Source organism: Pseudoalteromonas sp. SR43-7, from assembly GCF_014163785.1.
Taxonomy (GTDB): domain Bacteria; phylum Pseudomonadota; class Gammaproteobacteria; order Enterobacterales; family Alteromonadaceae; genus Pseudoalteromonas; species Pseudoalteromonas distincta.
On record NZ_JACJDY010000012.1, the window covers coordinates 101,087 to 115,848 of the forward strand.

A 14,762-nucleotide genomic window follows, 5' to 3' on the forward strand; every position below is an offset into this window, starting at 1 on the left:
AATCCGTTTAACTGAGTCTATACTATGGCTTGCTATAAATCGATAGCGGCTTTAAATAGTTGTTTATGAACATTAATTAGTGAACTCAAATTACGCTGATAACCTCCGCCTAGGCCGCACATTAGTGGGATTTGGTGTTGCTTACAAAAGTTGAGAGTAAAAAAGTCGCGTTTATATACGCCATCGAGCGATACATCAAACAAGCCCAACTCGTCTTTTGTGTAAATATCAGCCCCTGCATTATACAAAATAATATCGGGGTTATGAATACGCACGCAAAAATCGAGTGCTTGCTCTAATGTAGCAAGGTACTCAGCGTCGGTTGTTTTAGCGGGTAATGCAAAATCGTAAGTGGATTGCTGTTTATTACGAGGGAAATTTTGCTCACAATGAATTGAGCAGGTAATAATTTGGTCATGATTTTGAGTGATTTGTGCTGTGCCATCGCCTTGGTGTACGTCGCAATCAAAAATTAAAACAGTGTCGGCTTGCTTTGTATTTATTAAATGTGCTGCTGCAATAGCTAAATCATTAAAAATACAAAAACCGCTGCCGTAATCACTGTATGCATGATGATAGCCACCACTTAAATTAGCCGAAAAACCATGTTTTAGCGCGTGTTCACTACTTTGGATGCTTGCCCCAACTGATAGTAATGTGCGCTCTACCAATTCATTTGAATAAGGAAAGCCCATTTTTTTTATGGCTTTATTGCTAAGAGTCCCATTTAAAAAGTCATCTATATAAGTTTGATTATGGCACAGCGAAAGCTGAGCAGGCGTTGCTTTCTTAGGCTCTTGAAAGTGAATAGCCGAAACACCTAGGTTTTCTATTTCGGTTTTAAGTAACTTATACTTTTGAATAGGGAATCGATGGCGTTCTGGGAGTATAAGGTCTGAATACAATGGATGATAATAAAGCTGCATAGTAAAGTGCGCCTTAACGCAGCTGCTGTTTTTCTACTTGTTGAATTTTATCTTCGGTGGCAGAAATTGCTTTTCTGCAGCGGCCTAATCGAGCGTGTGTGCTTAATATTTCAAGGTTAAGCTTTTGTGCTTTAGCAGGCGAGGCTTTATCCATTTGCATTTTTCGCTCTTCAATCATGAGCACTAAACGGCGTTCAAACTCATGGTTTTGTTTTAATTCGTCGTAAAGCTCATGGGATGATTGCATTATTTTTTGCACAGCTTGCTTATAAACGGTTTGCTTAGGGCGTGGTTTATAATGGCTTTTGTTTTCTTTAACCCAAATAGGGGTAGATTTAATAACATTGAATACAGCTTGTATTTGAGCTGCAATACGTTCAAGCGCGTAGGTATAAGCATGGCGATGCTCGCTTGGCGGTAACCTCGAAACTTCATCTTCTATTTCTATTACGTAATCGACTAGGTTCATGCTTTTGGTACTAAAAACTGCGCGGTCAAACAAGCTAGGTTGTGCTTGCATGTAGCGATTTTTAGAAAAAAGTTTAGCTTTATCAAATTGCTCAGCTTGTTGTTTTAGTGTTGCAACTTGTTGACGTAGTTTATCTAAAGCCATTGAATGCATATTAAAAGTAAGCCTCGTAAATTAGTTTTAATGCTAAAAGTATAACCATAGTATTAAATACTGGGCGAATAAATTTGCTACCAAAACGTATTGCTGAATGCGCCCCAAACCATGCGCCTAGCATAATAAAAAAGCCCATTGTTATGCCAAGTAAAAAGTTTACATGGCCGAGTGCAACAAAGGTAATTAAAGATATAAAGTTAGACACAAAGTTCATTGAACGCGCTAAACCACAGTTGAGTAGCAGGTTCATTTTGTAAAGCATACCATTAGAAGCAGTCCAAAATGTACCCGTACCTGGGCCTGCTAAACCATCAAAAAAGCCTAATGCTAAACCTTGTAGCCATTGTTTTATTTTCATCGCTTTGTTTAGTTTAGGAAGTTCATCGCCTTCGGTAGTACTTAAATTACCAAATAAGCTATAGCCAGCAACTAAAATAATAATAATGGGGAGTAGTTTGTTTAAAAAATCGATACTTAAATGATCAACAATAACAGTCCCTATCAATGCACCTATTGCGGTAGCAATAATAGAGGCTGCCCAAAACTTAGGACTAAATAAGTTCTTTTTATAGTATGTATAGCTTGCCGTTAACGAGCCAAAGCTAGCCGCTAATTTATTGGTGCCTAATGTTAAATGTGGAGGTAAGCCAGCAGTTAATAAAGCGGGTACAGTTAACATGCCACCGCCACCGGCGATAGCGTCTATAAAACCTGCGGCAAGTGCAACAGCACATAAAACAGCCCAGGTTGTTGGATCGAGTGCGAGTTCAAACATTAATAATCTATTTGTCTTTTAAAAGGTGGTAGGGTGTCGAGCATGGCTTTACCGTATCGCTTAGTCACTAAGCGTCTATCGAGAATAGTAATACAGCCTTCATCACTCTCTTTTCGCAGCAGTCTACCACAGCTTTGTACCAATTTCTTTGCGGCGTCTGGCACGGTAATCGTTAAAAACGGGTTACCACCTTTGCTTTGTACAAATTCTGCTTGCGCTTCTTCTATCGGCGAAGTAGGTACAGCAAACGGAATTTTAGTGATTATTAAGTTCTCTAAATATTTACCAGGTAAATCAAGACCTTCTGAAAGGCTTTGTGTTCCAAATAAAATACTGCCTTTGCCTTCGTCTACATTTTTAGTGTGTAATTTAAGCAATGCTTCTCGCGACATCTCACCTTGTACTAATAAGTTAAAACCTTTTGTTCTAAGAAACTTTGTTACGTGGTCCATTTGCCAGTAAGAAGCGAATAGTACAAGGTTCGCTTTTTTATCATTTAGGTACTCTGGTAAAGTTTTAGCTAGGTGATCACTAAAGTCTTTATCGGTAGGTTCTACTTTAGATACCGGAATACGTAAAGTGGCTTGTTTTGGGTAATCAAAAGGAGAAGGTACTTTAATAAATTTAACGCCCTCTTCTTTAGCAAGCCCTGTTTCGTAAGCAAAGTGATCAAATGAGCCCAGTGCACTTAATGTAGCAGAGCACAAAACAGCGCCCGCGCATTCTCGCCACAATTTATCTTTTAGGTAGTAACCGACCTCGATAGGGCAGTCGCTTAATAAGTGGTCGTGATGGCTTTTATATTCAAGACGTTTTATCCACCGTGCATGGGGAGCACCTTCGCCTTTTTTTGCGTAACTAAACCATAGTTTGTTTAGTTGCTCTAAGCGGTTTATGTATTGACCGCTTTCGCCTAGTATTGGGTCGGCAACGTAAGGTTTTATGTCGCCGTCGCTTACATCTTGGGTAAGGGTGTCGTGCATTTTGTTTAAACAGCGCAGCGCATCTTGCGTGGCTTCGCTTATGTCTTTTGCTTTACTGTGCAGCGATTGTGGAATTTCACCGTGCTCAAAGCGATAAGTATCGTCTTTCGAATATTCAAAGTCAGCATTATCGAGAATATCGCGAACTACTTTTAAATCTTTATTCGCGTCATTAATACTGTCGCAAAGTTTAAAGTTTTGGCCAATGGCTCTTTGCCCCACTAAAACCTTTGCCATTTTTCCGCTAAACTTGGTGAGCTTATCAAGCCATTCTATTGTACCTTTTATTGTGGCAGCAGCTGATGAAAAGTCGCGTGTTATATGTGCTAAATGATGCGCTTCATCAATTACATAAATGGTGTTGTCGGGCTCGGGTAAAATTTTACCGCCGCCTAAGTCTAAATCAGCAAGTAATAAAGAGTGATTAATTACCAGTACATCCATTTGCATTAATTGATTACGAGCAAGCTGAAACGGACACGTTTGATGAGCCTTCATTTGGCGCTGGCATGAATGTTTATCGCACGCTATTAAGTTCCACACTCTATCGGGTACAGTATCGGCCCAACTGTCTCTATCGCCTTGCCATTTTTTATTCACATAGGCGTTATATAGCTCATTCAAACACTTGGTTTCCATTGCGCTCAATGGTGAAGTAAGCGTTGGCATAAAGTCCATTTGTGTTTGGCTATCGCCGTTTACAGCATTATGTAATTTGTGGGCACAAATATAACGATGGCGACCTTTTACCAAATCAAATTTAAAGTCGAGGCCTGAATGCTTTTTAAAAAATGGGAGCTCTTTTGCTATTAATTGTTCTTGCAGTGCAACGGTTGCGGTAGAAATAACTAACTTCTTTTTTTGCGCTAAGGCAAGAGGCAACGCGCCTAAACAATAGGCAAGAGACTTACCGGTACCAGTGCCTGCTTCAATTACGCAAATGCGCTGCTTTTTATGATATTCACCGGCTAATGTTTTTGCTATTTCGGCTACAAGATAATTTTGACTGCTACGAGGGCGATAATCTTTTAGGTTACTAGCCACATGCTGGTGTACTTGCCTAATTGTTTTTTTTAGTGAGTCAGAAAGCATGGGATGATTTACCTAAAGTATGTATATAATTACAGTGCTATGGATTTTAGAGTTATAAGAGTGTAACTACAAGCAGCTTGTTTACTAATTTAGCCTATTGAGCAGTGGCGTTAGATGATTTGCATATTTTTTCCAATCAGTCAGCGCTTCTTTGTAAATTGGCTTACGTACTTGTTCTGAACTGGGAGTTAAAACAGGACGTTGATTATTATAAAACTCATAGCACGCTTGCTCTACTACTAAATTGCAATGTTCAAATAAATCATTAACCGTTTCAGTGAAGTTGTTTATTAAGCTTTCATAATTAATTGTATATATTTCGTCAGGATATACGCTATGCCAATGTGTCATCAGCTTATAATATTCATTCATGTAGTGAGCTAAATCTTCCTGATCGTAGCTATAACTATGGCCTTGTGAAAATGAGTGCTTATAAAGGCTCCATGCAGTCGCTTTTTTATCTCGTTGTACATCGATTATTTTTGCATTAGGGAATAAAGTTTTGATAAGAGCAATATGTTGAAAGTTGACTGGTTGTTTATCAATAAAGTAAGGCTTGTTATTGCGAAAAGGTTCAATGAATTTTAAGTAGCGTTTGGCTAATGTTGCCAAGTGCTCTTGAGTCAAACTATTTAGCTTATAAGGTACGTTGCTTTTTATCTGAAGGTTTTCTAACTCTACTGCAATAGAATTGATTTCTGATAATTCATAGCTAGCGTCAACATGGCTATGCGATGCCAGTATTTGCTCAATAAGTGTAGAGCCACTTCTAGGCAAGCTTACAATAAATATTAGCTGGACTTCATTTTCGGTTGAGGTATGTACTGTATTGGCTACTTTTTTGGTTAGGTATTTTTTACAGCGCTCATTAAAGTCATTAGTAATGTAAGGGGTAAGTGACTTTTGTAAATCGTTACTTATTCTTAGCTGCAAAAAGGCATCTTCGTACCTGCTATGTTGTTCATATGCTTTAGCTAAAGCAAAGTGAAGTTGTGCTTTATTTAATTTATTTGAGTCTATTGTTATCTGCTGTTCTAAATTAGCTATATTGAGCTGAGTGAAAGTATATGTTTTTAAGTTTGCTAAGTTCCAATAGGCTTCGCCGATATGGGGAGCTAGTTTTATTGTTTTGCAATAGTAAGCAATAGCACTTTGGTTATTGCCAATTATCTTTTCTATGTTTCCAAGTCTTAAATTGCAATATGCGGGGTAATAATTTTTATTTAACAAAGATTGGTAATTTAGAGATGCATTTTTGAAGTCCATCATTTTTACATAGGCAGCAGCGAGTAGACTTTGGGATTGTGGTAGTAAAGTAACTAATTTGGTCGACCTATTATAAAAAGAGATTAGCTCTAAATATTGCTTTGTATTAAATAATGCTTCAATGTGCGCATCATAAGCGGCTGATTTTGTGCTATTTATATTTATATTATGAGAAGTAATAGCCAAATACGTTTTAAAGTCGTTTGCCTGAAAAGCTATTTTACTTAATAACACTAAAACACGGTATTCATTCGCTACAAGCTTGAGCAACTCATGGGCAATGTTTTCTGCTGGTTTTAATTCTTTGTTTAATAGATGCTGATTCGCTTTATCTAAACGTTGGTTAAACCAAGCAATCATCTCATATTGTTTAATGGCATGTTGGTATTGCTCTTGCTCTTTTAACTGTCGATGTACTTGGGCTAATACTTGCCAAGCTTGATGGTGCTCTGGTGCAGTTTGAATTAAAGATAATATTATTTTTTTGGCTTGTTGAAGCTTGTTTTGTTGAAGGAGATTATTAGCGTGTTGGATAATTTCAGAAGTGCTCATTGAATGCTCATATTATTTTTTCTTAAGACTAACTTAGAAAGAAATAAAATATAACCTGCTTTACAAATTTTATTTTTGTCGTTTTTTATTACAAGGCTTATTTCATTAATGCACTTAGACTCGGGGTTTATTCTCTCTACAGAAACAGTTGATTCACCTTTGGGCGTAAGTTTTGTTATTTGGCTTTTAACTGAAAAAGGGCCATTAAAAGCAATTAGCTTACCAGAGTCAGTTGTTTTTTTTATCAAGTTAAAGGATAAAGCGACGGTAGAAAAAGTACTGCGGCTCTCAGATGTTTCTTTTGAAATTGTCCCTGTAGAATTAAAAGATTTCCAGCAGGGGACTGTGGCTGGTTGCTACTTTAAATCACTTAAACATTACTACAATGCGTTAAAAGCTCTAAGCGCAGAGGGCATTGTGACATACGAAGATGACATACGCCCTATAGATCGCTTTTTAATGGAGCGATTTATTAAAGGCTCCACATGGGTGAGAGGAGATATTACACATAAAGACGGATATAGGCTGTTAACCAATTGCCAATTTAAAAATAACCCAGATGTAAATCCTAAGTTTAAAACAGTTTCTTTAGACATCGAGTGCAATGGAGAAGGGGTATTATTCTCTATTGGTTTGGTCGGTCATGGCATTGATTGTGTATTAATGATTGGCAGTCCTATTAAATATAGTGATGCAATTGAAGTAATATGGTGTGTTGATGAAATCGATCTTTTACAAAAATTACAGCACTTTATAGCAAAAACAGATCCAGATCTTATTATTGGTTGGAACGTCATTGAGTTTGATTTTTCTGTTCTTCACTCCAGAGCTGAAACTCTAGGTATAGAATTGCGTCTTGGACGTAATAACGAAAAAATAAAATTACGAGTAGGCCATTATACTCGATTAACTATACCAGGAAGAGTTGTTATAGACGGTATAGACACGTTAAAAAATGCGACCTACCACTATGATAGCTTTAGCCTGTCAAATGTAGCTGCTAAGGAGCTTGGTGAGAAAAAGTTCATCAGTTCAAGTGACCAGCTAGCAGAAATTGAACGCCAATTTAATGATGATAAGTTATCCCTTGCGAAATACAATAGACAAGATTGCGTACTGGTTCTACGTATTTTTAACAAATTAAATTTACTTGATTTTGCTGTTGTTAGGAGTCAATTAACGGGGCTTGAACTTCATAGAATGGGCGGTTCAGTCGCTTCATTTGTTAACCTTTATCTGCCCTTACTTCACCGAAGTGGTTATGTAGCACCTAATTTAGGAGATCATGGCTTAAATTTTGATAGTCCTGGAGGGTATGTAATGTCTTCAAAGCCGGGATTTTATAAAAATGTACTTGTGCTCGACTTTAAAAGCTTATATCCATCAATTATGCGTACTTTTTGTATAGACCCTCTTGGTTTAATTGAGGGGTTGCTCAATCCAAAAGATGCAATCCCAGGATATAATAATGCACTTTTTTCAAGACATAAAAATCATTTACCAGCCCTTATAAAAACTTTATCAATAACAAGGCAAGAAGCAAAAGATAGCCAAAAACCTATGTTATCGCAGGCTATAAAAATTATTATGAATAGCTTATATGGAGTGCTTGGTTCTCGGGGATGTCGTTTTTACGATCCACGTCTTTCAAGTTCAATCACACTACGTGGGCACGATATAATGCAAACCACAAAAAAATGGATAGAGGAGTGTGGGTACAATGTAATTTATGGCGATACAGATTCAATATTCATTACTTTGGATGACGGTTTGAATACGCTTCAATGCGATGAAATTGGTAAACAATTAGCTATTAATATCAATCAACAGTGGGTACAAGAAATTAGTCAGAAGCACGACTTAGAGAGCTTTTTGGAGATTGAATTTGAAACCTTATACAGTCCTTTTTTTATGCCTACAATTAGGGGGAAAACGATGGGCTCTAAAAAACGATATGTAGGTCAAAAAATTAACAAAAATCACAATGAGCTAGTATTTAAGGGTGTTGAAGCAGTTCGAAGTGATTGGACTGAGTTCGCTCAAGAGTTTCAAGTAGAGTTGTTTGAAACTTTGTTCAGTAGTGACTATAAAATAAGCCTTTTAGAGGAGTTAGTTAATTCTTACTCTAGGCGTTTACAAAATGGAGAATTTGACGATAAATTAATTTATAGAAAAAGGTTAGGACAAAATTTAACTGAATATAAAAAGAATATTCCACCACATGTCCAAGCAGTTAAAAAATATAAAGCCCAGAACCCAAACTTTGAGGTGAAACGAGGGCAAATTATAGAGTATGTTTACACATTTGATGGACCAGAGCTCAGTGATACAAATAAAAGACTGAATTATCCTTTGTATATAAAAAAACAATTAGACCCAATAGCCGAAATGATTTTTAGTGCTATGGAAGTGACGCTATCAAAGAGCACTCAAACCTCTCTCTTTTAAGTTACCGTAAGCTAAAAGTTAACCTTTGTGAATTCAATCCCACCTTTTTATAATTTCTCCTAATGCAGTAATGGCGCTATTTAATAATGCCAATGTAAATTTTTTGATTTTAAATTGTAATGCTTTAGCTGTGAAAGTGTTGGTAATTAACAATAAGTTAATTTTATGTTGACCGCATTGTGTTGCTGGTATTATCATGACGTATGATTACCATTTATTAACAAATGGTAATCAAGCAAAAAATATAAAAAATATAAAGTATTCTGGGAGAATCAAATGTTAAATAATAAAGTTTCAAAAGCAGTTCGCTTAGCGATAGCTTTCGGTACAGCTTCAACAGCTGCTTTTTCAGCAAGTTCGTTTGCTGCTGATGAAGAAAAAGTTGATAAGGTTGAACGAATTGAAGTTACTGGTTCACGTATCAAACGTACAGATATGGAAACAGCTAGCCCAGTGCAAGTAACAACTGCTGAAGAAATTGCTGTTGCAGGTTTTACTCGTGTTGAAGACATGATGAATAGCTTACCGCAACTGGAAGCGTCTAATACTTCTTTCCAATCAAATGGTGCTTCGGGAACTGCAACCCTTGATTTACGTGGTATGGGCGCTCAGCGTACTCTTGTTCTTGTAAACGGTCGTCGTATGCAAGCTGGTGGTATTTACACACAATCAGCTGATATTAACCAAATTCCTGCTGCGCTAATTAAACGCGTAGATGTAATGACTGGTGGTGGTTCATCTACTTACGGTGCAGATGCTGTTGCTGGTGTTGTAAACTTTGTAATGAACGATCAGTTTGAAGGTTTTGAAGTTAATGTAGGTACAACTGCTTACCAACATAATAACGATAATGAATACATGCAAGGCCTAATGGATGATGCTGGCTTTGAATATGAAGAAGGTAATACGGGTCTTGATGGCGCGTCATTTGATTTTGCAGCGACCCTAGGTGGTGCATTTGATAGTGGTAAAGGTCATGCAGTAGCTTACTTTACTTACAACAGACAAAATGAATTACGCCAAGGTGCACGTGATTACTCATCTTGTGCTCTAAATGCTGCTGGTACAGCTTGTGGTGGTTCAGGTAATGCTGTTAACCCTAACTTTTATATCTCAGCTCCTAACGCTGACGGTGTTGTAGACTTTGGTGAAGGCCAGTACGAATACTGGACTCTAGGTCAAGATAGCAGCTTTATTCCTTCAGTTGGTAATACATATAACTACGCGCCAATTAACCACTTTATGCGTCCTGATGAACGTCATACATTAGGTATGTTTGCTAACTACGAAATCAATGATAGCTTCCGTCCGTTCATGGAAGCAATGTTTATGCGTAACCGCACTACAGCGCAGATTGCTGAGTCTGGTACGTTCTTTAATGATAATTACTCAATTGATTTTGATAGCCCATTATTAAATGATACACAACGTGCACAACTAACTGAGCGCTTCGGATTGACTTCAGGTGATCAGTTTGCAACTTATATTGGTAAGCGTAACGTTGAAGGTGGCCCTCGTGCAGACAGCCTTGAACATAACTCTTTCCGTTTAGTATTAGGTAGTAAAGGCGAAATTAACGACCTTTGGTCTTACGAAGCATTTGCTCAATACGGTTCAACTTCATCTTCTTCAGCATATGAAAATGATTTCTTTGGTCCGCGTATAATCACCGCTTTATCAGCAAATGGTGAAGATTGTAGCGCGACTTCTGGTTGTATTCCGTACGATGTTTTTCAGTTTGATGGTGTAACTGAAGAAGCTGCACAGTCACTTACTGGTACGGCAATCTTGAACGGTGTTACTGAGCAATTGATTGTAAGTGGTTTTGTTACTGGCGAATTCGATTTCTCACTTCCATCTTCAGAGTACCCAGTTGCTGCAGTATTTGGTGCAGAGTATCGTGAAGAAACATTCAGTAGAACAGCTGATGAAGTATATGCACAAGGTCTATTACTAGGCCAAGGTGGTACTACTAAGAGTTTAAATGGTGGTTATCAAGTACGTGAAGTGTTTGGTGAGCTTAGCCTACCAATCGTTGAAGATTTACCGTTAGTTGAAAGTTTACTTGTTGAATTAGGCTACCGTTGGTCAGACTATAGCACTTCAGGTGCTGAGCCGACTTATAAAGTGGCAATGAACTGGGATGTAACAGGCGATTGGAAAATTCGTTCAAGCTACAACCGTGCAGTTCGTGCAGCAAACAATGGTGAGCTATTCGCTCAACAAAGCACTGGTTTATGGGCCGGTACTGATCCATGTGCTGGTACACCAAGCCTAACAGCTGCTGAGTGTGCAAATACAGGTGTTTCTGCAAGTCAGTATGGCAATGTAGGTAAGAGCCCTGCGGATCAATATAATGCTCTGTTTGGTGGTAATCCAGATTTATCTCCAGAAATCGCTGATACTATTACTTTAGGTGTTGTTGGTAACCCATTTGAAAACTTCAACTTCTCAATCGATTACTGGGATATTGAACTTGAAGACGCGATTGGTAATATTGACCCAGAAATTCTAGTTACACAATGTGGTAAAAGCGGCGCGGCTGTATTTTGTGATAACGTAGACCGTACACCTGGTAGTGGTAGCCTTTGGATAGGTTCTGGCCAAGTTATTGCTACAAATACTAACTTAGGTAATATCCATTACGAAGGTATCGATTTAAGCGCAAACTACGATATGGAAATTGCTGAAGGTACATTAAAAACTAGTATCATTGGTACCTACATGTTAACTAAGGAATTTGATAATATTCCTGGTGTAAGTGAAGTATATGACTGTGTTGACTCATTAGATAACGGTTGTTTCCCTCAACCAGAATGGCGTCATGTTGTATCTGCTAGCTACGACACGGGCAGCTGGTGGAGAGCTACTGCTAAATGGCGTTTCTTCAGCGGTGTAAACGATTACACTGGTGCTGATACATTAGTACAAGACGACGGTATTAGCTCACAAAGCTATATTGACCTTAAAGGTACATTTACTATTAATGATTACACGTCTTTATTAGTAGGTGTTAACAACGTTATGGATAAAGAGGCACCTCTAGTTGGTGGTTCATTATCAACAAACGCAAATGCTATTGCTGGTTACTACGATTCGTTAGGTCGTTACTTCCATGCGAGCCTTTCATTAAAATTCTAATTTGAATTAATTAATGTATATTAAGCGAGCTTAGGCTCGCTTTTTTTATGGGGAAAAAATGAAATCGGTAAAAGACAGTTTACTGTTTGCAATACAGCAATTGAATAGTGGAAAGATTGTGGCAGGAAAAGCTACCCTAGAAGGTTTATGCGACAACCCTGAAGTTAATGAGCAAGCTTTAGCTGTATTGTTTAAAGTAGCTATGAATGAAGGAGATTTACTAAAAAGTAAGGAAGTTTGTAGAAGACTCATTTCAATAGCCCCCAAAAAATTCGATTATGTAAATACTCTTTGTCAGCTATATGCCGCCAGTAATGAATTCTCTTTAGCAATAGACTTACTTAAAAAATACACTGAAATAGTACCGGATAGCGCAATGTCGTATTTTCAATTGGGTGAAATGGCAAAAAAAGATGGCAATGGTATTCTTGCAAGTACATCTTTCTTAGCAGCTATCGAGCTTGGTTACCACGATATATATACCGCTTATGTGGAGTTAGCATCCGTCTACTCTGAGCTTTTAATTGATTATGGGACTGCGACTAATTATTTACAGCAGGCAATTACAGTTGAACCAAATAAAATTAATGCCTATTTTAATCTTGCTAATATATATGAGCAGCTTGGTGATAAGCAAAACTGTTTAAAGAGCTTTAATCAGGTATTAAAGATAAATCCTTTATATGGTCTGGCGCATGCGAGAATTGCTGATATACAAACATTTAATAAAAAAGAAGCGTTAGAATACGAACTAAAAAGCCTATCTATTTTAGAAGCTACAGAAGATGATGTGTTAAAAGCTGATATGTATTATGCGCTTGGGAAAGCCTTTGACGATAGCAAAGATTATGAAAAATCATGGTTTTATTATACTAAAGCCAATAGTTTTAATCGAAAATATATCCCGCAATACAACAGAGTTGATATTGAACACCAAGTAAGTAGCACACTAGCAAGAGAGCTTAGTAACGTAAAAAGTAAGACTGGCGATATTGTTCCAATTATTATTTGTGGCATGTTTAGGTCTGGTTCAACCTTAATAGAACAAATAATTTGCACTTCTGAGGTGATTAGCAATGGAGGAGAGATTGATTACTTGCATAAGCAACTATTCAATCTAATTGATAAGCCTAAAGTGCTGTCAAGCACGGTTAACTCAACATTATTTCAGCAAGGTTATGAGAAAGAATTAAAGTTAAGAGCGGGAAAAAGTAGTCTTGTTACTGATAAACGGCCTGAGAACTACTTATACATTGATATAATTAAAATGATGTACCCTGAAGCAAAAGTTATTTGGACACAGCGCGATATTAGAGATAACAGTTTATCAGCTTACTTTCAACATTTAGGCCCAAGTTTGAATTATGCGACCGCACTGAATGATACAGTGCACTATCATAAAGCGCAGCAGCGTGTTAAAGCACATTGGCTAACAAAGTATCCTAATGATATTTTTACAGTCAATTATGATGAACTTGTTTCAAAGCCCGAGGGGGTATTATTGCCTCTGTTCGAATTTTTAGGCGTAAAATATCAAGGTGAAAGCGGTTTATTTCATCAACAAAAAAATATTGTAAGTACTGCTAGTGTTTGGCAGGTGAGAAAGCCTCTTTATACATCTTCATCGGGAAGATATAAAAATTTCAGTAGGTATATTAAAGAAAGCTTATCTATTTCTGATTTTGAAGAGTTTAATAATGTATTAGATTAATAACTGAGAGTATTCAGCACTCAATAGAGCGCTGAATACAATTTAATTATTTAGTGGGTAAGTCTTTTATTTTAACACTACTACTATTGATTTTTTTCTTGAGACGAAGCTTATTAATTTTGTCTAATACTGCAGGTGAAAAGCGAGATTGAGAGCTAACTTTAGAGGATAACATATCGCTTAGGAAGCTAAGGTTCATAGCGCCTGCACCAGGCACGTTACTATTGGCTGCTACGGCATTTAGTAAGGCCGCTTTGTTGGTGGCATTACCCTCACCAAATGAGCGCTCAGTGCCGTATATATCGGTTACATTCCAGTCCTCAATAGCTAGAATTAATTCTTCCGAATCTTCTACTTGTGAGTTAATAGAAGAATCAGAATAGTTTAAAATATGCTTTAGTAGATCGTTCTCAAAGTCAGGAAATAAAATTTTTGCTTGATCATAAAAAATAGAAACGTTTAGACGATTTCTTTTAACTTGAACGCCTCGGTTGGAGTTTACAAACTCTTCAGCATTACCTGAAAGTTGTTTATATACCTTATCAGCTGTGTAAGCTTCGTTACGTAAATTCGGACTTCCGATTATCCCTTGATAGAAGCCATACATTACTATTTTCTTATTCCCAAATTTCTTAAAAACGATATCATGTTGAATATTATTAAGTGACAAGGTATGGCCTGAAACATTTATAAATTTATCGTTTAGTATTGAGTTTTCACCTTCGAGTAATTTTTTTGCATTTCGAACTGGGTAATGTTCAATTAACTTTTCAATAATGGCTGTATTATATAAGTTTAGCCAATAAGCTAATTGCTCATCTAAGGTTAATGCGTTTAAAGGGACTTCTTCAGGTACTTTTTCTAGGCTTTGGCGAATTACTTTAAAACCTAGCTTAATATCCGATTTTACAACTTCTTCGAAATAAAAGCGGTTAGCCTCTAAAGCCGTATCTCTGTCTCTATTAGATCGTAACCTTGTGCCATTACCTACTATTGGTTTTAGAATAGTCCTATCAGATAAACCCATTTCAATAACGGTTAACTCTAGAAGTTGGTCTAGGTCTTCATAAGATATGCTTATATCCCTATTTAAGCCAAAATCTGAAAACTCTTCGGGTAAAGAGAATTCTTCAGCTTTCACTGGAATAAAAACAATAGCGATTATAAGTAGCAAGCATTTTATCATGATCAATCCTTTGTTTTTGTTTATTTTTATAGCACTAGTTTGAATTTCAATCAACTA

The 14,762-nt window shown here is 37.1% G+C and carries 9 protein-coding genes; 3 read left to right on the plus strand and 6 right to left on the minus strand.

Annotated elements, in window-relative coordinates; translation table 11 throughout:
• Nucleotides 1–32: 32 nt before the first annotated feature.
• From H5087_RS11020 to H5087_RS11040, 5 genes are all read right to left on the minus strand, one after another.
• Nucleotides 33–926 carry a histone deacetylase gene (locus tag H5087_RS11020; RefSeq protein ID WP_182672042.1) on the minus strand — a complete coding sequence of 298 codons (894 nt, stop codon included), beginning with the start codon at nucleotides 924–926 and terminating at the stop codon, nucleotides 33–35.
• Nucleotides 927–939: 13 nt separating this feature from the next.
• On the minus strand, nucleotides 940–1,548 hold the full coding sequence (locus H5087_RS11025) for a primosomal replication protein (protein ID WP_002958255.1): 609 nt from the start codon (nucleotides 1,546–1,548) through the stop codon (nucleotides 940–942).
• Between the two features lies 1 nt (nucleotide 1,549).
• Nucleotides 1,550–2,326, minus strand: a complete 777-nt coding sequence (locus tag H5087_RS11030; RefSeq protein ID WP_002958254.1) for a TSUP family transporter — start codon at nucleotides 2,324–2,326, stop codon at nucleotides 1,550–1,552.
• A complete protein-coding gene (gene dinG / locus H5087_RS11035) occupies nucleotides 2,326–4,401 on the minus strand; it encodes an ATP-dependent DNA helicase DinG (RefSeq protein ID WP_039484246.1) in 2,076 nt (691 codons plus the stop codon). The genes H5087_RS11030 and dinG overlap by 1 nt, the downstream gene beginning before the upstream one ends.
• An 84-nt stretch (nucleotides 4,402–4,485) precedes the next feature.
• Entirely contained in the window at nucleotides 4,486–6,219 is a 1,734-nt protein-coding gene (locus tag H5087_RS11040; protein WP_182672043.1) for a tetratricopeptide repeat-containing sulfotransferase family protein, read from the minus strand.
• Nucleotides 6,220–6,327: 108 nt separating this feature from the next.
• Between H5087_RS11040 and H5087_RS11045 the strand changes: the two genes are divergently transcribed.
• The 3 genes from H5087_RS11045 to H5087_RS11055 all read left to right on the plus strand — a co-directional run bounded on the left by H5087_RS11045 (nucleotide 6,328) and on the right by H5087_RS11055 (nucleotide 13,519).
• The gene (locus tag H5087_RS11045; RefSeq protein WP_182672044.1) at nucleotides 6,328–8,667 is read left to right on the plus strand and encodes a DNA polymerase II; all 2,340 of its coding nucleotides are present in this window, start codon (nucleotides 6,328–6,330) and stop codon (nucleotides 8,665–8,667) included.
• A gap of 276 nt (nucleotides 8,668–8,943) precedes the next feature.
• Nucleotides 8,944–11,808, plus strand: a complete 2,865-nt coding sequence (locus H5087_RS11050) for a TonB-dependent receptor domain-containing protein (protein ID WP_182672045.1) — start codon at nucleotides 8,944–8,946, stop codon at nucleotides 11,806–11,808.
• A gap of 58 nt (nucleotides 11,809–11,866) precedes the next feature.
• On the plus strand, nucleotides 11,867–13,519 hold the full coding sequence (locus tag H5087_RS11055; RefSeq protein WP_182672046.1) for a tetratricopeptide repeat-containing sulfotransferase family protein: 1,653 nt from the start codon (nucleotides 11,867–11,869) through the stop codon (nucleotides 13,517–13,519).
• A gap of 46 nt (nucleotides 13,520–13,565) precedes the next feature.
• On the opposite strand, the gene H5087_RS11060 is transcribed toward H5087_RS11055, so the two are convergent.
• On the minus strand, nucleotides 13,566–14,759 hold the full coding sequence (locus tag H5087_RS11060; protein WP_182672047.1) for a DUF547 domain-containing protein: 1,194 nt from the start codon (nucleotides 14,757–14,759) through the stop codon (nucleotides 13,566–13,568).
• Between the last annotated feature and the right edge of the window lie 3 nt (nucleotides 14,760–14,762).

Bases quoted from the DNA above. Each gene is read 5' to 3' on its own strand.
- H5087_RS11020 (WP_182672042.1), bottom strand. From the start codon at position 926: ATGCAGCTTTATTATCATCCATTGTATTCAGACCTTATACTCCCAGAA.
- H5087_RS11025 (WP_002958255.1), bottom strand. From the start codon at position 1,548: ATGCATTCAATGGCTTTAGATAAACTACGTCAACAAGTTGCAACACTA.
- H5087_RS11030 (WP_002958254.1), bottom strand. From the start codon at position 2,326: ATGTTTGAACTCGCACTCGATCCAACAACCTGGGCTGTTTTATGTGCT.
- dinG (WP_039484246.1), bottom strand. From the start codon at position 4,401: ATGCTTTCTGACTCACTAAAAAAAACAATTAGGCAAGTACACCAGCAT.
- H5087_RS11040 (WP_182672043.1), bottom strand. From the start codon at position 6,219: ATGAGCACTTCTGAAATTATCCAACACGCTAATAATCTCCTTCAACAA.
- H5087_RS11045 (WP_182672044.1), top strand. From the start codon at position 6,328: ATGCACTTAGACTCGGGGTTTATTCTCTCTACAGAAACAGTTGATTCA.
- H5087_RS11050 (WP_182672045.1), top strand. From the start codon at position 8,944: ATGTTAAATAATAAAGTTTCAAAAGCAGTTCGCTTAGCGATAGCTTTC.
- H5087_RS11055 (WP_182672046.1), top strand. From the start codon at position 11,867: ATGAAATCGGTAAAAGACAGTTTACTGTTTGCAATACAGCAATTGAAT.